General features: G+C 69.9%; 15 protein-coding genes. 9 read left to right on the plus strand and 6 right to left on the minus strand.

What is annotated here, in order from left to right; translation table 11 throughout:
* Positions 1-33 precede the first annotated feature (33 nt).
* Complete coding sequence (locus tag INT51_RS18225) at positions 34-867, minus strand: carbohydrate ABC transporter permease (protein WP_193106764.1); 834 nt, start codon at positions 865-867, stop codon at positions 34-36.
* 131 nt (positions 868-998) lie between these two features.
* Positions 999-2,315, minus strand: coding sequence for an ABC transporter substrate-binding protein (locus INT51_RS18230; protein WP_193106765.1), 1,317 nt, complete (start codon positions 2,313-2,315; stop codon positions 999-1,001).
* Positions 2,316-2,602: 287 nt separating this feature from the next.
* Here INT51_RS18230 and INT51_RS18235 point away from each other — a divergent pair, with 287 nt between their 5' ends.
* Both INT51_RS18235 and INT51_RS18240 read left to right on the plus strand, forming a co-directional pair.
* Positions 2,603-3,607 (plus strand): LacI family DNA-binding transcriptional regulator, encoded by a 1,005-nt coding sequence (locus tag INT51_RS18235; RefSeq protein WP_226985897.1) that lies wholly within the window; start codon positions 2,603-2,605, stop codon positions 3,605-3,607.
* A gap of 52 nt (positions 3,608-3,659) precedes the next feature.
* Entirely contained in the window at positions 3,660-5,336 is a 1,677-nt protein-coding gene (locus tag INT51_RS18240; protein WP_193106767.1) for an FAD-dependent oxidoreductase, read from the plus strand.
* Between the two features lie 152 nt (positions 5,337-5,488).
* On the opposite strand, the gene INT51_RS18245 is transcribed toward INT51_RS18240, so the two are convergent.
* A complete protein-coding gene (locus INT51_RS18245) occupies positions 5,489-6,934 on the minus strand; it encodes an NAD(P)/FAD-dependent oxidoreductase (RefSeq protein ID WP_193106768.1) in 1,446 nt (481 codons plus the stop codon).
* Between the two features lie 577 nt (positions 6,935-7,511).
* Here INT51_RS18245 and INT51_RS18250 point away from each other — a divergent pair.
* The 7 genes from INT51_RS18250 (at position 7,512) to INT51_RS18280 (ending at position 16,350) form a co-directional block, all read left to right on the plus strand.
* Positions 7,512-9,986, plus strand: coding sequence for a bifunctional UDP-sugar hydrolase/5'-nucleotidase (locus INT51_RS18250; RefSeq protein WP_193106769.1), 2,475 nt, complete (start codon positions 7,512-7,514; stop codon positions 9,984-9,986).
* A 106-nt stretch (positions 9,987-10,092) separates the two neighbouring features.
* Complete coding sequence (locus INT51_RS18255; protein ID WP_193106770.1) at positions 10,093-12,837, plus strand: ExeM/NucH family extracellular endonuclease; 2,745 nt, start codon at positions 10,093-10,095, stop codon at positions 12,835-12,837.
* 11 nt (positions 12,838-12,848) lie between these two features.
* Positions 12,849-14,216: an APC family permease gene (locus INT51_RS18260; protein ID WP_304502248.1), complete on the plus strand. Its 1,368-nt coding sequence runs from the start codon at positions 12,849-12,851 to the stop codon at positions 14,214-14,216.
* Between the two features lie 76 nt (positions 14,217-14,292).
* Positions 14,293-14,712 (plus strand): helix-turn-helix transcriptional regulator, encoded by a 420-nt coding sequence (locus tag INT51_RS18265; RefSeq protein WP_193106772.1) that lies wholly within the window; start codon positions 14,293-14,295, stop codon positions 14,710-14,712.
* A gap of 1 nt (position 14,713) precedes the next feature.
* Positions 14,714-15,370 (plus strand): SRPBCC domain-containing protein, encoded by a 657-nt coding sequence (locus INT51_RS18270; RefSeq protein ID WP_193106773.1) that lies wholly within the window; start codon positions 14,714-14,716, stop codon positions 15,368-15,370.
* 204 nt (positions 15,371-15,574) lie between these two features.
* Positions 15,575-15,841, plus strand: coding sequence for a helix-turn-helix transcriptional regulator (locus INT51_RS18275; RefSeq protein ID WP_226985898.1), 267 nt, complete (start codon positions 15,575-15,577; stop codon positions 15,839-15,841).
* On the plus strand, positions 15,838-16,350 hold the full coding sequence (locus tag INT51_RS18280) for a hypothetical protein (protein WP_193106774.1): 513 nt from the start codon (positions 15,838-15,840) through the stop codon (positions 16,348-16,350). The genes INT51_RS18275 and INT51_RS18280 overlap by 4 nt, the downstream gene beginning before the upstream one ends.
* A 7-nt stretch (positions 16,351-16,357) precedes the next feature.
* On the opposite strand, the gene INT51_RS18285 is transcribed toward INT51_RS18280, so the two are convergent.
* From INT51_RS18285 to INT51_RS18295, 3 genes are all read right to left on the minus strand, one after another.
* Positions 16,358-17,128 (minus strand): bifunctional 2-polyprenyl-6-hydroxyphenol methylase/3-demethylubiquinol 3-O-methyltransferase UbiG, encoded by a 771-nt coding sequence (locus INT51_RS18285; RefSeq protein ID WP_304502249.1) that lies wholly within the window; start codon positions 17,126-17,128, stop codon positions 16,358-16,360.
* A 314-nt stretch (positions 17,129-17,442) separates the two neighbouring features.
* On the minus strand, positions 17,443-18,165 hold the full coding sequence (locus INT51_RS18290) for a hypothetical protein (RefSeq protein WP_193106775.1): 723 nt from the start codon (positions 18,163-18,165) through the stop codon (positions 17,443-17,445).
* A gap of 194 nt (positions 18,166-18,359) precedes the next feature.
* Positions 18,360-19,844, minus strand: a complete 1,485-nt coding sequence (locus INT51_RS18295) for an NAD(P)/FAD-dependent oxidoreductase (RefSeq protein WP_193106776.1) — start codon at positions 19,842-19,844, stop codon at positions 18,360-18,362.
* Between the last annotated feature and the right edge of the window lie 131 nt (positions 19,845-19,975).

Raw genomic sequence — 19,975 nt, forward strand, 5'->3', positions numbered from 1 at the left:
TCGACCTGCGCGTGGGCCCCCTCGTGATGGCGCTCATCGTTCCCTCCCTGCCCGCAAGGCGATCAGCGTGAGGCCCGCGATGAACGCGAACAGCACGAACGCCATGGCGGACGCCGAACCCATGCGGCTGTAGTCGAAGGCTTCGGTGTAGATCAGGTAGTTCACGGTCGTGGTCGAATTCAGGGGGCCACCTGAGGTGAGCACGAAGATCTCGGCGAAGCTCTGGGACAGATAGATGATGTCCATCGCGACGACGTAGATCAGCATCGGTCGGAGGCCGGGCAGCGTCACGTGGCGGAACTGGTGCCAGCGGGTGGCGCCGTCGATGCTCGCCTGCTCGTAGAGATCTTTCGGAATGGTCTGCAGGCCTGCGAGCAGCAGCACCATGTTCGAGCCCAGCGCCTTCCAGACCCGCATCACCGAGACCCCGTTGAGGGCGGAATCCGGATCGTTCAGCCAGCGCTGCGGGCCCAGATCGACCAGAGCCAGCAGTTCGTTGAACAAGCCGTTCTGGGAGTACATCCACAGCCAGATCATGCTGACCGCCGTCAACGAGACGATGTGCGGGATGTACAGGGCGGAGCGGAAGATCCCGACCCCACGGAACGGCCGGTTCGCGAGAATCGCCAGGAGCAGTGCGATGGCGACGGTGACCGGGAGGACTTGCAGCGTGTAGCGCGCGGTGATCCAGAGGGCGTTGAGGAAGTCGGCATCGCCCAGCAGCGCGACATAGTTCTCGAGTCCGACGAACGTCGGTGCACCGCGCTGCAGCGGGCTGTACCGGGTGAAGCTCAGGGCGAAGCCGTAGGCCACGGGGAGGAGCTGGAAGATCACGACGTACAGCACCGCAGGGGCCACGAAGATCATCCCGGCGCGGGCTCTTGCGGAATGCAGGGGTCGCCGTCGGTGCTTTACCGAGGCAACCGAAGAGGCGCGGTTATCCGACGTGTGCTCCGGCGGCTCCGATCCCCGAGGGATGGTTGCGCTGGACACGGGGCTCACCCGTTCTCGGCGATGATCTGTTCGACCTCGGCAGCCGCTTGGTCCAGTGCCTCCTGCGGGCTGACCTGAGCGTTCAGCGCCTGTTCGAGGTACTGAGCCAGCGTGTCGCGCATCCGCGTCCATCCCGGGACGTTCGGGTTGGAACGGAAGGCGGCAGAGTTCTCCACTGCGGTCGCGATCGACGGATTGTTCTGCACGTACTCGCTCTCAATCGCCGATTCGCGCACCGGCACGTGGCCGACATCCTCCGCGTAGCGGTTGTTCATGTCAGCTTCGCCGATGAGCGTGATGAACTCCCAGGCGGCGTCCTTGCGGGCGCTGTCGGGGTTGATCATCAGGCTGGTCGCGGCGCCCCCGAAGGCCGCCGGCTCCTTGCCTTCGAACGACAGGACATCCATGAACCGCAGATCCATCTCCGGTGCCGCCGCGAGGATCTGCTGGAAGGTCGACGGGTCGGCGAACAGCATCGAGGTGTCCTCGGTGACCAGTGGAGATTGCGCCGGTGGGAGCCCGTTCCAGGTGCCGCCGAGCCCATTGTCGACCGGGGCATCGCCCTGGTAGAGGCTTACGTACCACTCGAGCGCGGTCACGCCCTCCGGAGAGTTGAACAAGACCGACGAGCTGTCTTCGCTGAGCATCTCGCCGCCGTTGGCCCAGAGCATCGTGGTGAAGGCCTGTTGCATCGAGGCTGGCTCCGCGCCGAAGACGACGCCGGCCCGGGTGAGCTGGTCACCGTCACGGACGGCGAGTGCATCGGCTGCCTCCTTGAGGGCCTCGAATGTGGTCACAGGTGCGTCGGGGTCCAGCCCGACTTCCTCGAAGTGCGCGGCGTTGTACCCGATCTGTCGCCCGGTGCTGGCAATGGGGAAGGCGTAGGAGACGCCGTCGACCACCCCGGAATCGAGGGCGGTCTGAAAGTCTGCGATGTCCGAGTCCTCGAGCTGGTCGAGGTAACTGTCCAGAGGCTCCAGTCGTCCGAAGGCAACGAGGTCGGCGACCGCAGCCGGGCCGTGTCCAAGGACGTCGGGGCCGGTCCCCGAGGAGAACCCGGCATTGAGGCGGGTGGACATGTCGGGCCAGTCGATGAAGGTCGCTGCCGCCCCGCGGCCGGTCGCCTCTGTGAAGGCGGGGATGAGGACATCGTTGAGGAAGGTCTGCTCGGCGGGATTGGTACCGGGGAACCAGACGACGAGGTCCCCCTCGGGATCACCACCACTCTCCGAGGAGCCGTCGCCGCAGGCGGACAGGAGCATCGGGGCACCGAGCAGCGCTGCCGATGCCTTCAGTGCGGTACGTCTACGAGGGTGGTCCATGGTGAATCCTCATTTCGATGTCGACCGTGGGGCGCGGGGCCGCTGAACTGCGGAGACCGCCTGTGCGGACCGGGCGTGGATGCTGCGCTCCAGGAAAATGCTCCCGGGCCGGCGAACCGACGGTGGTCCACGAGTAATACGTACCTGTTACGTATCAGGATGTGACCGGGAGCATAGGGCGGTCTCGGGGGCGGGTCAAGAGGTGGACCGGTGACGGCAAGGCTTGAACCTGGCGGACGATTCCTCTACGGTCTCCTCAACTCACTTATACGAAACAGGAGTGATCCATGCGAGTGCGTCAACGGGATATCGCGCAGGCTGCAGGGGTGTCGCAGGCATCGGTGTCGCTCGTGGTCAGCGGCCGCGCCTCCGAGGGAGGCATCTCCCCGAGCACCCAGGATCGGATCCGTACTGCCATGGAGGAGCTCGGCTACCGGCCCGATCCGGTCGCGCGCTCCCTGCGGGGCGGCCGCAGCGGGCTGGTCGGCGTCTTCACCTACGAGCCCGTGTTTCCCGCCCGGCCCGATGAGTACTTCCACGAGTTCCTCGTCGGTATCGAGATGGCAGCCGCCGATCGCGGGCAGGACCTGGTGCTGTTCTCCTCCACTCAGCAGGCCGACGGTCGGCGCAGCATCTACGCCGGCGGATCCAGCCGGCTCCAGCACGCCGACGGATCGGTCATCCTCGGCATGCACCGCGACGACGACGAGCTCGCCCGGCTCGCGAAGGACGAGTACCCCTTCGTCAGCGTCGGCCGCTACGACCCGGTGCCCGAAGCCGCCTGGGTGGAGGTCGACTATGACGGCGCCGTGCGCGCGATCATCGAAGACTTCCACCGCGCCGGCCACCGCGCCATCGCCTACGTCGCCGGGGATAACGCGCGCCTTCCGTCCCTGGCTCGTCGACATGCCTTCGCGGCCTCGACCCGCGGCGACACCACACAGATCCTCACCGAGACCGAGTTCGACGAGAACACCCTGGGCACCTGGCGGGACAGCGGTATCACCGCGGTCATCGCCGAGAACCCCGACATCGCCGAGAAGGTCGAACGCGCGGCCGCCCGCGCCGGGCTGCGTGTGCCGGATGACTTCTCCGCCGCCTGCCTCGACACGCCCCTGCGCAGTGGCCGCTCGGCGAGCTGGTCGCATCTGCTTATCCCCAAGCGGGAGGTCGGTATCCGCAGCGTCAATCTCCTCGCCGCGATCCTCGACGGCAAGCTTCCCCGTGGGCACCACGACTCCGTGCAGTGCGCGTCCCACCACCTCGGCACCATTGCCGCCGAGCGCGTCTGAGAGATACCCCGATGCCCCGCCCGTCACCCACTCCCAGCGACAGGACGTCACGATGACCGCCTCCCCAGAGACAGCCCCGACTGCGCCTCAGGCCCCCGCGCGTGAACTGACCGCCGACCTGGTCGTGATCGGGGGTGGCCTCGGCGGCGTCGCGGCCGCACTCACGGCCGCCCGGCTCGGCCGTCGCGTGATCCTCACCGAAGCTGATCCGTGGCTCGGAGGGCAGCTCACCGTGCAGGCCGTCCCACCGGATGAATCGGCGTGGGTCGAATCGCACCCGAACTCCGCCAGTTACGCGGAGTTCCGTGAGGCTGTCCGTACGCACTACCGCGAGCACTTCCCCCTGACGGCGGAGGCTGCGGCCGCTCCGCTGCTGAACCCCGGCGCGGGATTCGTGTCCCTGCTGTGCCACGAGCCGCGCATCGGCGCCCTCGTCCTGGAGCAGATGCTCTCCCCGCTGCTGTCCAGTGGGCAGATCCAGTGGCTGCGCGAGCACGAACCGATCGGGGTGGACCGCGAAGGGGACCGGATCACCGCCGTCACCGTGCGTGACCTGCGCTCCGGCACGAAGACGGTGCTGCACGCCCCGCTCGTGGTCGATGCCACCGAGCTCGGGGACCTGCTCGAACTCGGCGGGCTGGACCACGTGATCGGCGCCGAGGCCCGGCGCGACCACGGAGAGCTGCACGCCCCCGATGACGCCGACGAACTGGACCAGCAGGCGGTCACCTGGTGCTGCGCCCTCCAATGGGCTCCGGGCCACGGTGACCTCGTGCCCAAGCCCACTCTGTACGACCGGTTCGCGACCGTCGTGCCCGACTTCTGGCCCGGCCCGCAGCTCTCCTTCGACGACGTCCACCCGATCACCCTCGAAGTGCGTAACCGGCCCGTGTTCGAGGGCGACCCCTCTGAGCAGGAGGTGATCGAAGGTGCTCGGGACATGTGGCACTACCGCCGCGTGCGCTCGCGCGCCCTCCTCGAGCCCGGCACCCCGGGCGGCGAGATCACCCTGGTCAACTGGCCTCAGGTCGACTATTGGGATCTGCCGCTGATCGGCGTGGGGCCGGAGGCACGAGCTCGCGCCGAGGAGGAGGCGCGCCAGCTGACGCTCTCCTTCGTCCACTGGTTGCAGACGCAGGCGCCACGCAGCGAAGGCGGCACAGGCTACCCGGAGCTGCGGCTGCACGGCGACGCGATGGGCACCGCCGACGGTCTCGCCCGACAGCCCTACATTCGCGAATCCCGGCGCATCCGGGCACGCTTCACGATCACCGAGGAGCACATCGGCCGAGAGATGCGCGGCGAGTTCGCCGGGTCCGCAGAATTCGCCGACTCGGTCGGGACCGGGCACTACCGGATCGACCTGCACCCCTCGACCGCCGGCCGCAACTACGTCGACATCGACTGCTTCCCGTTCCAGATCCCGCTGGGCGCGCTGATTCCGCTGGACGTCGCGAACCTGCTGCCCGCAAACAAGAACATCGGCACCACCCACATCACCAACGGGGCCTACCGACTGCATCCCGTGGAATGGTCGATCGGGGAGGCAGTGGGAGCTCTGGCGGAGGTCTGCCACCGCCACGACCTCGACCCGGCCGCCGTGCATGCCGACGCCGAGTTGACCGGCGAGCTGCAAGCGGTGCTGCGCGATGAGCTCGGGGTGCGCCTCGAGTGGCCCGAGGTGATCCGTCGGCGCCTGCCCGAATCAGAGGCTCTGCGCGACCGCTGAGGGCAGAGTGCATCGAGTTCCGACGCCTCTCTCGATGAGTACCTGACGGTATTGTGCGCTCCACTTCCCGCAGTGGAAGTCGGGCGCACAATACCGTCTTGTCACGGAGTGGGGGCCGCGCTTGGGCCCGGCCAGGGCGCCGGGCCCGGGGGTCAGTCCTTGACCGGGTCGGAGACCTCGCGTGCGCCGGGCGCCGCGTCGGCCGCCTGCTGGTCATCGGATCCGCCCGCGCGTGCGCCCTTCCCGAACTTGCGATTCGGGGCTTGGCGCTCGAAGATCCCTGCCGCGCGCAGCGAATCCACCTCGCCCACGACGGGGTTCGGCTGGTGCGTGGCGCGGGTGCCGCCGTACAGCGAGAGCAGGTTCATCGCGACCGCGCGCTGATTGCGGTGGCCGATCATCTTGGTGATGTGCACGCCCAACCAGGCGGCCCATCCCACTGAGCCCGACAGTCCGCCGACGTGAGGGATCTGCGCGATCGCGGCGTGGCGGCCGATGGTGGCCATGGTGCCCAGGTCGGTGTACTTGAACGCCTTGCGGGGCTTTCCAGCGACCTCTGCGGCGATGGCCCGGGCGGCGGCTTGCCCCATCTGGATCGCGGGCTGCGCGAGCTGGGGCAGGGGATCGTCCTGACCGGCGATGTCACCGGCGGCGTACACCCCCGGGTGGCCCTTGACCTGCAGGTAGTCATCAACTGCGAGGCGACCGCGCTTATCCTGGGGCAGTCCCCACTCGGAGACGGAGTCGGGGATGGCCACGCCGGCCGCCCAGATGGTGATGTCGGATTCGAGGATCGAATCGTCATCCAGCACCACGTGGTCGTAGCCGACGGACTTCACGCCGTGTCCCAGCTTCAGGAAGACGCCTCGGTCCTCGAGCTCCTCGGCGGCATACTCCCGGAAATGCGGGCTGAACTCCTTGATCAGTTCACCGCCGCGCTGGAGCACCGTGACCTGCAGGGTGCCCGGGTCCATCTCCGGGTAGAGGATGTCCAGCTCCTGCAGGCGGAAGTCCGCCAAAGCGCCGGCGATCTCCACGCCCGTCGGCCCGCCGCCGACGATGCACACGTGGAGCTTGTCGTGCATATAGGCGCTCTCGCGGCTGGAGCGCTCCAGCTCGGAGAAGATGCGGTCCCGGATCGCGAGGGACTGCGAGCGCGTGTACATCGGCATCGCATGCTCCTCGGCGCCCGGGGTGCCGAAGTAGGTGGTGGTCGCGCCGTTGGCGACGATCAGGTAGTCGTAGCCGATCTCGTGCTGGCCCTTCTGGCCCTCGTTGAGGCTGACCACCTTGCGCTCGGGGTCCACGCCCTCGACCTCGCCCTGGCGGTAGCGCATGTTCGGGACCTTCAGGGAGAGGCCGCGCAGGAACATGGTGACGTCGCCCGGATTCAGGCCGGCCGTGGCCACCTGGTACAGCAGCGGCTGGAACGTCTTGTAGACGTTGCGGTCGATCAGGGTGACCCGCACCCGGGCATCGCGCAGGGCGCCCACTGCGTGCGCACCGGCGAAGCCACCGCCGAGGATGATCACGTGCGGCCAGCTCGCGCCGTCCTTGGCGGGGACGGTGGGGCGGCGGCTGAGGAACGGCATGACCATGAGGACTGACTCCTTGGGGTGACGGTGGTCGGTGCCCCGGGGTCGCTCGTGGCGATCCCTGATCGGGGGCCGGCGTCGGCGGGAGAGTGGCTGAGGAGCGGTGGGCTGCGGGCAGCGACCCGGGGTGGTGAGTGCGAGATCTCGAGCTCGTAGCCGGAGACGGGTGCACGGGGGATCGGATCGTCCGTAGTCCCCGTCGATGCTACCCACTTCGTGCAGGCACGGAAACCGGAGGGCCGGGGCCGTCGAGGTGCGTCACACCCGGCAAGCGGTCGCCGGTGACTGCCGTCTCCTCCGGCGGGCGAGATCGGCGGCTCCGGCGCGAGTGCCGGCGGCGGGTTGCAGCGGGCCGTGGTCGCGTTCGCGACGGCAGGGGACCGACCTAGGACTCGAAGTCAACTGCGAGTAAAGCAGTTACCGAGGTCCGGTCATGTCGGAGACGCGGGTCACCTCCATGGGTGAACATTCGATGACAGGTGTCGACCGGGTCGGGGAACCCCTCGGCGTGTCTTGAACCCGTGGGGTGAGATAGCGGTGAGCACACCGTGTGTTCCCACCTCGCCTTCAGGAGCTTTTCATGGTCGACACCTCTGTTCGCCGCCTCGCGCGCGGCGCGTCCGTAGGCCTCGGTGCTGCCGCGGTCGCGTTCGCCGCGTCCGTGGTCCCGCTCGGCGCCGCGGTCGCCGCCGAGCCCGGCGACGAGGTCAACCTGCTGACCTTCAACGACTTTCACGGAGCGTTGAGCGTCGGCGACCCCTTCGCCTGCACCGTGGCGAACACGCAGGCGCTGCATGCGAACACCACGCTGCTGTCGGCCGGGGACAACGTGGGTGGCTCGGAGTTCTCCTCCGCGGTCCAGGACGACCAGCCCACCATCGACTTCCTCAACGCGCTGGGCGTCTCTGCGGGCGCGATCGGCAATCACGAGTACGACCAGGGCTACACCGACCTGCTGGATCGCATCGAGCCGGCCACCGACTTCCCGGATCTCGCCGCGAACGTCTATCAGGAGGACGGCTCCCGCCCCCACGACGCGTACGCGATCGTCGATGCGGGCGACGTGAAGGTCGCCGTGATCGGCGCCGTCACCACCAAGACCGTCGGCAAGGTCAGCCCGGCCGCGATCGAGGGCCTCACCTTCGGCGACCCGGTCGACGCGGTCAACGACGCCGTCGGTGAGCTGGAGGCCTCCGGCGAGGAGTACGACGTCATCGTCGCCTCGTACCACGAGGGCGCCAGCGGCAACGGTGAGCCCGGCTCCGCCCCGGCGAACTCCGACCCGATCTTCGACAAGATCGTGACGGAGACGTCCCCGGAGGTCGACGCGATCTTCAACGGCGACTCGCACCAGACCTACGCCTACGACGCCCCGGTCCCCGGCCAGGACGGCGAGGTCCGCCCCGTCGTCCAGGCCGGCAGCAGCGGCGAGTTCCTCGGCTCCGTCACCCTCACGCTGGGTGAGGACGACGACTGGGATGTCACCGACGGCGGCACCGAGCTGATCGCCACCGAGGGCGCCGATCTCGGAGCCTGCGCGGGAGATCCGGCCTACCAGGCCGCTTCCGCCGTCTCCGACCAGGCGCTCGCCGACGCCGCCGAGGCGGGCTCCCGTCCCGTCGGCTCCGTCACCGGGGACATCACCACCGCGTGGGATTCCTCGAAGGCCGAGTACGTCGACGGGGTCTGGACCGCTACCGGCGCGACCGGCGGCGCCGACATCAAGGGCGATGACCGCACCCGCTTCTCCGCCAACGGCAATATGCTCGCCGACTCCATGAAGTGGTTCCTCGGCCAGCGCGGCGGGTACGAGGACCAGGAGGTCATCGGCTGGATGAACCCCGGCGGCCTGCGCTCGGAGCTCTGGTACGGCGAGGACGCCGGTGAGGGCGACGGCGTGGTCACCTACGGCGAGGCCAACAACGTCGTGCGCTTCGGCAACACCCTGAACACCGGTGAGGTCACCGGCGAGCAGTTCGCGCAGATGCTCGAGGAGCAGTGGCTGCGCGAGGCCGACGGCACCGATCTCGGCGAGTTCGCCGCCTTCGGCGTCTCCGAGAACGTCACCTACATCTACGACGGCACCCGCGAGCAGGACGACCGCATCACCGACGTGCGCATCAACGGCGAGGAGCTGGACCCCGACGCGACCTACACGATCGTCGCGGCGAGCTTCCTGTTCGAGGGCGGCGACAGCATGCATACCCTCGCCGAGGCGCAGAACGTGCAGGACACCGGCGTCATCGACCGCGACGCCCTGGCCGCGTACTTCGACGGCGAGGAGCAGCAGGATCTCGCTCCGGACTTCGCGCAGCGGCAGGTCGAGCTGCAGGTCCTGAACGCCGGCGAGTACGACTCCGAGGCCGGGGTCGACACCGACCCGGTGCTGCGCATCGGCAACCTGGAGTCCCTCAGCCTCGGCGCCCCCGAGATCAGCTCGGTCGTCGTCGATGCCGGTGAGTACGGCACCTTCGAGGCGCCCTACACACTGCTCGAGGAGGCCGGCCGCCACTACGGCGACGTCACCCTCACCGACTGGCTGTGCGTGCCCGAGGGCACCGAGGTGCCGCTGAACATCACCGCCATCCCGGATTCCGGCACCGCAGTCACCGTCGACATCCCGTCCTTCACCTGGTCCGCCGGGGGCGCGCCCGAGGGCTGCGCCGATGGCGGGGACGACGACACCACCCCGCCGCCCAGCGACGATGGGGACGACGACGCCACCCCGCCGCCGAGCGATGACGGGGACGATGACGCCACCACGCCGCCCAGCGATGGCCAGGACGACGACACCACCCCGCCCCCGAGCACCGGCGGGGATGTCGACGGCGGTGCCACCGCGCCCCCGAGCGATGAGGGCGACGCCACGTCGCCCCCGGCGGCCGGAGGAAGCAGCGGCGGCTCCGCGGACCGCGACAACGCCGGCGGCAGCTCCGACCGGTCCGACCTGGCCCGCACCGGCGCGGACGTCGGCCCTCTGGCCGCAGGCATCGGCCTCGCCGCACTCGCGGGCCTGGGAGCCCTGGGCCTGCGCCACCGCCTGAGTCGCGAGTGACCCTCCTCCCCTGATGCGCAGGGGCCGAGCCTCGACTGGGCTCGGCCCCTGCATCGGCCCGCACCACCGTCACCCTGAATCCGTCAGTTTCACCAGGAGACCCCGCATGAGCATTCCCACCCACGGCCCCGGCCTGCGGACGCGCCTGATGCGCGTCGGCACCGCCGCAGCCGCCCTCGCACTCGGCCTGAGCCTGACCCCCGGCCTCGCCCCCACCGCCCAGGCCGCCGTGGTCACGCCCGGCGACATCCAGATCAACGAGGTCTACGGGGGCGGCGGAAACTCCGGAGCGAGCGTCCAGAACGACTTCGTCGAACTGCGCAACACCTCCGACGCCGACGTGTCGATCGACGGCTGGTCCTTGCAGTACGCGTCCAAGACCGGCAGCTTCAACAACTCCCTGGACCTGCAGGGCACCGTTCCCGCCGGCGGCACCTTCCTGGTCCAGCTCGCCGCGGGCAACGGCAACGGAGACCCGCTGCCGCAGGCCGACCTGACCGGAGGCATCAACGCCTCGGGCACCGGCGGCGTCTTCGCCCTGTCCGATGCCGCGGGGAAGCTCCAGTGCACCGGCACCACCTGCGCCGAGGACCCGACCGTCGTGGACCTGGTGGGCTGGGGCGCCGCCACCACCTTCTCGGGCGAGGCCCCCGCGCCCGCGACCACCAATGCCACCTCCGTCTCCCGCATCGCGGAGACCGGCGAGAACTCCACCGACTTCACCGCCGGCGCACCGACCCCCACCCCCTCCGGCGCCGAGCAGCCCGACCCCGAGGAGCCCGACGAACCCGAAGAGCCCGGCGAACCCGTAGAGCCCACCCCCGCCACGATCGCCGAGATCCAGGGCACCGGCGAGGCGAGCCCTCTGGCCGGGACCACCGTGGTCACCGAAGGCGTGGTGACCGCGGTGTACGCCACCGGCGGCCTGAACGGCTACGTCATCCAGACCGCCGGCACCGGGGGCGCACTGGACTTCTCCTCGCACACCGGTTCCACCGCCGTGTTCGTCTACTCCTCCGCGACCGCCGATCAGGTCTCCATCGGTGACTCCGTGCGTGTGAGCGGCGAGGTCGCCGAGTACTACGGCTCCACCCAGATCACGGTCGGCGCCGACGGCCTCGAGCCGCTCGTCGAGCCGCTCGCGCCGGTGGAGCCGATCTCGATCGAGGGCGGTTTCCCCACCGCCGAGGCACAGCGCGAGAGCATCGAACACATGCTCTACCTGCCCGGCGAGGACGACTTCACCGTCACCGACGTCTACGGCACGAACAAGCACGGCGAAGTCGGTCTCGCGATCGGTGATCAGCCGCTGCAGCAGGCCGGCGACATCATGGCCCCCGGCGCGGAGGCCACCGAGTACTTCGAGGCGCAGGCGCAGAACCTGGTGCTGCTGGACGACGGCCGCACCACCGACTTCACGAGGAACCCCGAGCAGCCGGTGAGCTGGCTGACCACGCAGGAGCCCGTGCGCGTCGGCGCCGGTGTCGCCTTCGAGCAGCCCGTCGTCGTCACCTACTCCTTCGACCAATGGCGACTGAACGTCACCACCCCGTGGTCGGTGGCGGACACCGACGGGGTGGCCTTCGAGGACACTCGCGAGGACGCCCCCGACGAGGTGGGCGGCGACCTGCAGCTGGCCACCTTCAACGTGCTGAACTACTTCACCACCCTGGGGGAGGACACCCCCGGCTGCGAGCCCTACACGAACATGGAGGGCGAGGGCACCAACGTCTCCGGCGGCTGCGACCTGCGCGGCGCGTGGGGAGCCGACGACCTCGAGCGCCAGCAGTCCAAGCTCGTCGAGGCCATCTCCGGCACCGACGCCGAGGTTGTCGGCCTGATGGAGATCGAGAACTCCGCCCGGCTGGGCGAGACCGCTGACGAGGCCACCGCCACCCTCGTCGACGCGCTGAACGCGAAGGACGGTGCAGGCACGTGGGCCTATGTCCCCACCGACGACGCCTACGCCGCGCAGGGCCTCGACGGGGGCCAGGACATGATCTCCAACGCGATCATCTACCGCAGCGCCGCCGTGTCGCCGCAGGGCGGTGCGCAGATCCTCGCGAACGACGAGGCGTTCAACAACGCCCGCGAGCCCATCGGGCAGGTCTTCGCGCCCGTCCAGGGGGAGGGCGAGGAGCAGGTCGAGGGAGAGCCGTTCTTCTACACCGTCAACCACTTCAAGTCCAAGGGCTCGAAGGACGCTGAGGACGCGGACCTCGAGGCCGATCCGGTGCAGGGCAACGCCCGCACCTCCCGTCTGCAGCAGGCCGAGGCACTGCTGGACTGGAGCGAGCAGAAGGCAGACGAGCTCGGGGTCCAGGACGTCTTCCACGGCGGCGACCTCAACGCCTACACCCAGGAAGATCCCCTGCAGCTGTTCTACGACCAGGGCTATGTGAACCTCGGCGAGACGTACGACGCCGAGGGCTGGTCCTACAGCTACAGCGGCATGGTGGGTTCGCTGGACCACGTCCTGGCCAACGCATCGGCCGCGGAGCGCGTGACCGGCGCGACGGACTGGCAGATCAACGGTGCCGAGTCCGTGATGACCCAGTACTCGCGGTACTTGAACAACACCACCGACCTCTATGAGGAGGGAGTGTTCGGCTCCTCCGACCATGACCCGATCATCGTGGGCCTGGACGCCGGCTTCCCCGAGGGCGGCGGCGACGAGGACACCCATCCCGGGAACGGGAACGGGAACGGGAACGGGAACGGGAACGGGAACGGGAACGGGAACGGGAACGGGAACGGGAACGGGAACGGCAACAAGGGCCCGGGCCACAACAACGGCTCGGCGCCGGGGAGCAACAGCGGCATCGGCCACGGTTCCGGCCGCCAAGGGTGAGTGCACCGTCGGTGCCCACTGAGGGCGCCCTGTCCCGCAGGCTTCGCCTCCGTGACGCCGTGGTGATCGGGCTGGCCTCGATGATCGGGGCCGGAGCCTTCGTCTCCCTGGGCGCAGCCCAGGATCTCGCGGGGGCCCTGGCCCCGCTCGCGGTGCTGATCGCCGCGGCGGTCGCCCTGTGCAACGCCACCTCGACCGCGCAGCTCGCCGCTCAGTACCCGACCTCCGGCGGGGCCTACCACTTCGGCGGCAAGCAGCTGGGCCCGTGGTGGGGCTTCCTCGCCGGCTGGTGCTTCGTGATCGGCAAGATCGCTTCCTGCGCCGCTATGGCACTGGTCATCGCCGCATACCTGGTGCCCGAACCGGCGCAGCGGATCGTGGCGGCGCTGGTGGTCCTCGCGCTCACGGCAGTGAACCTGGTGGGCATCACCCGCACCGCCGTCGTGGCCCGAGTGCTGGTCACGGTGGCGCTGGCGGCCCTGGTGGCGACCGGGGTGCGACTGTTCGTCGGGCTGAGCGCGGCCCCGAGCGATCCGGCCGGCGGCGCAGCGGGCACCACTCCTGCGTCGACCGTCCCCGGTCCTCTCGCCGGGGACAGTGCGGGACTCTGGGACGGCGGCCTGGCGGCGGTGCTCGGCGCCGGGGCCGGCGGGATCGGGGGAATCTTGTTCGCCGTGGTCCAGGCCGCGGCGCTCATGTTCTTCGCCTTCGCCGGGTACGCACGGGTGGCCACTCTGGGCGAAGAGGTGCTCGAGCCGCGCCGCACCATCCCCCGCGCGATCCTCATCGCCCTCGCCGCGGTGTGCGCGCTGTATCTCGCTCTGTCGATCGTGCTGGTCCTCGTCGGCCCTGCCCCGGGCGATCAGGGCTGGGGGCCGGCTCCGTTCCTCACCGCGCTGGAATCCGTCGGAGCCGGCGACGTGTGGGGCGCGATCATCACCGTCGGGGCGGTCGCTGCCGCCGCAGGGGCGCTGCTGGCCCTGGTGGCCGGGGTGTCCCGCACCATGCTCGCGATGGCTCGTGGGGGCGACCTGCCGCGAGCGCTCGCGAAGTCCAGCAACCGGTACGCCGTGCCGCAGCGGGCCGAGATCGTGGCCGCGCTCGCCGTGGTGCTGCTGGTGCTGCTCGCCTCCGACGTCCTGGTCGCCGTCGCGGCCTCGGCCTTCGGGGTGCTGCTGTACTACGCGGTCGCGAACCTCGCCGCGTTCACCCAGGTCGGGCAGTGGCGACTGTTCCCCAGAGCCCTGCAGATCCTCGGACTGATCGGCTGTCTGGTGCTGGTGGCCGCCCTGCCCGGGCGCACGATCGTTGCAGGCCTGGTGCTGGTCGCGATCGGGGTCGCGTATCGGGGCATCGTGCTGGCGACCCGGAAGCACTGATCGTCCGTTCGGCGACGACGCCCTCCTCGAACCATAATCCTTGACTTATATGAGTGAAGGGGAGAGGATCGAGGGCATGCACGCTCTCGACGTCCTCGGTGACCCGGTGCGGCGACGGATCCTCGAGCTCCTCGCCGACGGGGAACTCAGTGCCGGCGAGATCGGCGAGGTGGTGCAGGAGGAGTTCGCGATCAGCCAACCGGCGGTCTCGCAGCACCTCCGGGTCCTCCGGGAGCAGGGCTTCGCCACGGTCCGCCCCGAGGGGCGGCGGCGACTCTACGCCGTGGACGCCCAGGGTCCCCGCCGGGCGGGCGAATGGCTCAGCGCCTTCGACAGGTTCTGGCTTCCCAAGCTCGATGCCCTGGGCACCGAGCTCGCCCGAGGGCGGCGCGAGCGTCGGCGTGCCGCCGAGACTCCGCACGGCTCAGACGAGACCACCGCAACCGCGCCAGGGTCATCCGGGCCCGACGCAGAACCATCCCAGAAGGAGAACTGACATGGTCGATGTCCCCACCCAGCTGATGTCCGTCACCCGCACGGTCCGCACCGAGGACCACGAGGGGGAACCCGCGCGCATCCAGTCCCTCGAGCAGCTCTACCCCTCCCCGCTCGACGACGTATGGGACGCCGTGACCACCGCCGATCGCATCGCCCGCTGGTTCCTGCCGATCAGCGGCGACCTCGAGCCGGGCGGAAGCTACCAGCTCCAGGGCAATGCCGGGGGAACGGTCCTGGAGTGCCATCCACCAGCCGACGGCGCTGCCGAGTACCGCATCACCTGGGAGTTCGGTGGCGCCGTCACCTGGGTGACCGTGCGCCTGGCCGCAGAGGGGGAGCAGACCCGCTTCGAGCTCGAGCACGTCGCCCCGGTCGCGGGCGTTCCCGAGGAGATGTGGGAGACCTACGGCCCCGGCGCTACCGGGGTGGGCTGGGACGGCGGCCTGCTCGGCCTCGGCCTGCACCTGGGGGCCACCGAAGGCTCTCTCGCCCCGGGAGAGGCGGAGGCCTGGGCGGGCACCGACGAGGGCAAGTCCTTCTACCGCGGGGCGGCCGACGGCTGGGCCATTGCTGATGTCGCCGACGGGGTCGACTCCGACGTCGCCGCGCGCAAGGCCGACGCCACCTACCGGACCTACACCGGCACCGAGGTCTGAGGTGCAGGTCGCCGAGTCCTGAGTGCTGAGTCCGAGACGTCGGGCTCCCGCACCTCCGGCCCGTCTCCCCGGCGCATCTGCCCGGGGAGACGGGCCGTTCTCCGTGCCTGCTCGGCCGACGCCTCGCGCACTCACTGCCGCCCACCCGCTCGATCGCCACGCGTCGCCCTGTGACGCCCGCTCTTTCTGTAGTACATTTGCTACATGATGGCGCGAAAAAGCGATGATGGGTCGCAGTTCTTCACTCGACTCCCGGTACTGCGGGCGGAACGAGGCGTGAGTCGGCGAGAGCTCGCGGACGCGGTCGGTGTGCATTACCAGACGATCGGGTATCTCGAGCGACGCGAATACAGTCCGAGCCTCGTCCTCGCCTTGAAGATCGCAGAGACCCTGGATGTTCCGGTCGACGCTGTCTTCGCACTCGCCCCGTTCGACAGCATGGCGGACCAGATCTACAAGGAGAAACGATGAGCCAGGCCCAGGACACCACTCATGAACAGGCCGGCAAGCTCGAACGTCGGGCAGCCAGGCTCGATGACCCGATGTTCGAGAAGTACCGCTCGCCACGTCCCCGGCGGCGCCTGGCTGTGGCGATGATCGCCCTCCTCGCCGTCGAAGCGATCATCGTCGTCCTGCCCGGGATCGGAGCGATCCCGATCTGGGCGTTCCTCGCCGCCATGGCGGTCCTGATCATCGTCTTCGTCGTCGTGCTCGGCATGCTCAAGGCGTCGACGCGCGGCGTGGAGGAGCTGCCCGAGGAGGTGCTCGACGAACGCCAAGCCCAGATCCGCGGACGCGTCTATTCCGGCGCGTACCGGGTGGTCAGCGTGATGGCCATCGTGCTCGCCGCATTCGTGCTGGTCACGGTCGCGGTCGGCTGGGCAGTGCCCGAGTTCCTCGCCATCGGGATCGCCGTGGTCGCCTACCAGCTCGTGATCATTGCCCCGACCCTCGTCGCAGCGCTGCAGCACGACGCCTGAGGCCGACTCAGACCGCCCGAGCGATCACCACGAACTCACGTCCGATCCGGTCCGGGGCCTGTCGGATCTCTTCGACCCGGAATCCGGCCGCCCCCAGAGAGGTCCTCAGCTCCAGCTCGCTGCGGAACCGCAGGGTCGAGGTCGAGGTGACCGTGGTGCCGTCGGCGAAGGTGAACTCGTCCGCGAAGGTGACCAGCGGCAGGTCCACCTCGAAGCGGACGGGCCGCCCGACCACACGGCCCACTCCCGACACCTCCCAGATCTGCTCTTCGGCCTCCTGCTGCCACTCCTCCCAGGCGCGGCGTTCGGGCCGCCGGGACTCGACCACGAATGTCCCGCCCTCGCGCAGGGCGCCACGGATCCCACGCAGCGTGGCCGACCAGGCGTCATCAGTCACGAACACCTGGGCCACGTTGCCGGTCATCACCGCGGCGTCGGCTCCGAGGGTGGGGAGGTCCTCGGCGGTGCCGTGGATCCACCGCACCTGATCCGCGGCAGGTTTCGTGCGCGCCACGTCGAGGGAGGCGAGGGCGGGGTCGACGCCGGTCACCGTGAGACCTGCCGCGGCCAGGCGGACGGCGAGGGCCCCGGTGCCGCAGCCGACATCGACCACCGTGCGCGCGTCCAACTCGCCGAGGATCGCCTCGTAGTGGTCGAGGTCGTCGCGATCGCCGTCGAAGGTGTCGTAGCAGACGGCGAGGCGGGGGTCTGCGAAAAGGGCGTCCGGGACGACTCCAGGGGCGGGAATGATGTCGGGTTCAGGGGCATCAGTGGTCACACGCCGAGAGTAGGCCGCGCGACGGAGGCCGGCCACCGATTACTCCAGGGGATCTCGCCATCTCCAGGCCGTTCATGTCCGATCCCGTACGGTCTCGCCGCGTCTGAATTCGACTTGCCCGGGCCGCTGGGTCACCCCTTGCGACCTACGGCACCTCGAGAGACCGGCAAAACCTGCCGTAGGTCACAACGCCATGCCGGGCCGGACCGGGACGGGGCGGGGCGGGGCGGGTCGCACTGGGTCGGGAAGGGACGAGGGTGGTGTGGCCGGATCGGGCGGCACGCGGTGCGGAGGGGGGCATGCGCGGGGCGGGCTCAGGCGAGGGAAGTCCAGGTGGTGTCGGCGTCGATGAGCCAGTGATGGCGCAGGGTCAGTGCGCGCTCGGTGGCCGCGAGGATCCCGGCGAACAGCATCATCGCATTGGCCCAGACCGGGAGGCTGACGGGCGAGGTGAATGTGCCGACGTGCTCGGCGACCAGATCGATCTGAGTGATGACCTCGGCGATCTGCGGGACGCCCAGCACGAGGCCCACCAGCAGGACGAGGATCGCGAGGATCCCGACTGCCGCGCTCGTGCGCGGGAAGCGGCGCCCGAACCGTGCCCGCCACCCTTCGAGCGACCACCGGTGGGGGGTCAAGGTTCTCGCGGGAGCGTCCTCGGGCGTGTACCGCATCCGGCTCAAGCCGTACAGACTGGTCGCGACCTCGATCGCGCCGCCCGGCACGGCGAAAGCCACCGGTGGGTCCGCGATCTGCAGCTGGGCGCCGTCCCGGTAGAGGGCCACGGGCGGGGCCTCGGAGCGCTTCGAGGAGTCCTCCGTGAGATCGTCGAGGGAGTCCTCCGTGAGATCGTCGAGCTCATCGGCCATGAAGTGGACGTCCACGGCATAGACCGAGGCGCCCCGCTCCTCGTCCTCCAGCTCGAGGGTGAACAGGGTGCGGGTGAACAGCTGCCAGGGCCGGTAGTCCCGCAGGGCGCTCCCGTCTCCCGGTCGCGCCCGGCGCAGCCGGCGTCGTCGTCTGAACGAGTCGAGCATGATCCTCCTGGCGCAGCGAGCAGGTCGTCGAGATCCCTGTGGACTCCATTGCACCCGAACCGCGGCCGCGAGCACCAGTGCGATCTGTCATCTCGTCCGAAGGTGCCGGATGATCGTCGCCGTCACTCCAGGCGAGCATCGGCCGGCATGGACCCGCGCACGGCGAGCGTCCGAACGCACCCGCCCGCCGGCGGTCACCCCGCGCGCAGCTCGCGCGGCAGCTCCTCGAGCAGTCGCAACCACAGCTCCGAGGCCGTCGGGTAGCTCGGGACGGCATGGCGCAGGACGTGCACAGGCACCTGGCCCAGGATCGCGATGGTCGCGGCATGGAGGAGCTCGGAGGCTTCGGGGCCGACGAACGTCGCGCCGACGAGGGTCGTCGTCCGCTGATCGACGACCAGCTGGGCAGTGCCGGTGACGTCGTCCCGCAGCAGGGCGGATCCGGCCGAGCCGCCGAAGGGCACCTGTGCGGTGACCACGTCATATCCGGCGTCGCGAGCCTGCGCCTCGGTGAGCCCGGCGCTGGTGACCTGAGGGTCGGTGAACACGACCTGCGGGACGGGGACGACCTCCGGCACCGGCTCGAGCTGCTCCCCGGTCGCACCGGCCCGGATGGCCTGCCCGATCACGCGCGCACGGTACTTGCCCCAGTGCGTCAGCGGCGCCTCGCCGCTCGCATCGCCCACCGCGTGCAGCCACGGCGGCAGCGGCGCGCCGGTCGCATCGTCGGAGGCGGGGCGTTGTACGCCGGTCACGTCGTCGGCCGTGAGCCCGAGGGATTCCAGGCCGAGGTCGTCCAATCGAGGCGTGCGACCGGTCGCGACCAGCACCTCGTCCCCACTGACCGTTCGCGCTCCCTCACGGCCGTCGACCTGCAGGCTCACCCGGCCGCCGTGGATCCGACCCAGCCCGGTGTCGCGCGCGTCGGCACGCTCGCCGGAGACCACCGAGGAACCGAGCTCGACGGTGACGCCGAGACCCTGCAGAGACTCCAGCACATGCTGTCCGGCGAAGGGCTCCATGCCCCGCAGCAGACTCTCGCCGCGAACCAGCAGTCGAACCTGGGAGCCGAGCGCCGCCATCCAGGTCGCGGCCTCCACGGCTACGACGCCGCCCCCCACGATCAGCAGCTGCTCGGGGACCTCCTGCACCCCGGTCGCATCGCGCGAGGTCCACGGCTCGAGGGCGCGCAGCGGCTCGGGGATCGCGGCCTGCGAGCCGGTGGCGATCACGACCGCACGCGTGGCCCGCACGAGGGTCGGCTCGCCCCCGTCGGGGCCCTCGACGCGGACCTCGCGCTCGCCGACGAGATGCCCGTGCCCGCGTACCACCTGCATCCCCGCGCCCTCGGCCCACTGCACCTGCCCGGAGTCGTCGTAGTGCGAGACCCACGTGTCGCGCCGTGCGAGCAGCGCATCGCGCTCGACCTCAGGCGTGCTGATGCCGTCGAGGTGCGCGGCGGCGTCGGCGACGGCCAGTGGCCGCAGCAGCGCCTTGGAGGGCATGCAGGCGTAGTAGGAGCATTCCCCTCCCAGCAGCTCGCCCTCGACGAGCACGGCGGTGAGGTCGGTGCCCTCGATCGCGTACTGGGCGACGTTCTCGCCGACGGGGCCGCCGCCGAGCACGACGACATCGGCGGTGATCTCGGGGGTGGGCACGGGCTGGGTGTCGGTAGCCATGTGGCGACGCTACGCCGATCCGGGGCCCGCGTCACGGGTGCCGCTCGCGCGACCGTGCGCGACCGGCCCGATCCGGGGGAGCGAGGGCGACCATCTCGCCATCACCAGCCGCAACATCCTTCCTCCCCACG

The organism is Brachybacterium sp. FME24 (genome assembly GCF_014897705.1).
Taxonomy (GTDB): domain Bacteria; phylum Actinomycetota; class Actinomycetes; order Actinomycetales; family Dermabacteraceae; genus Brachybacterium.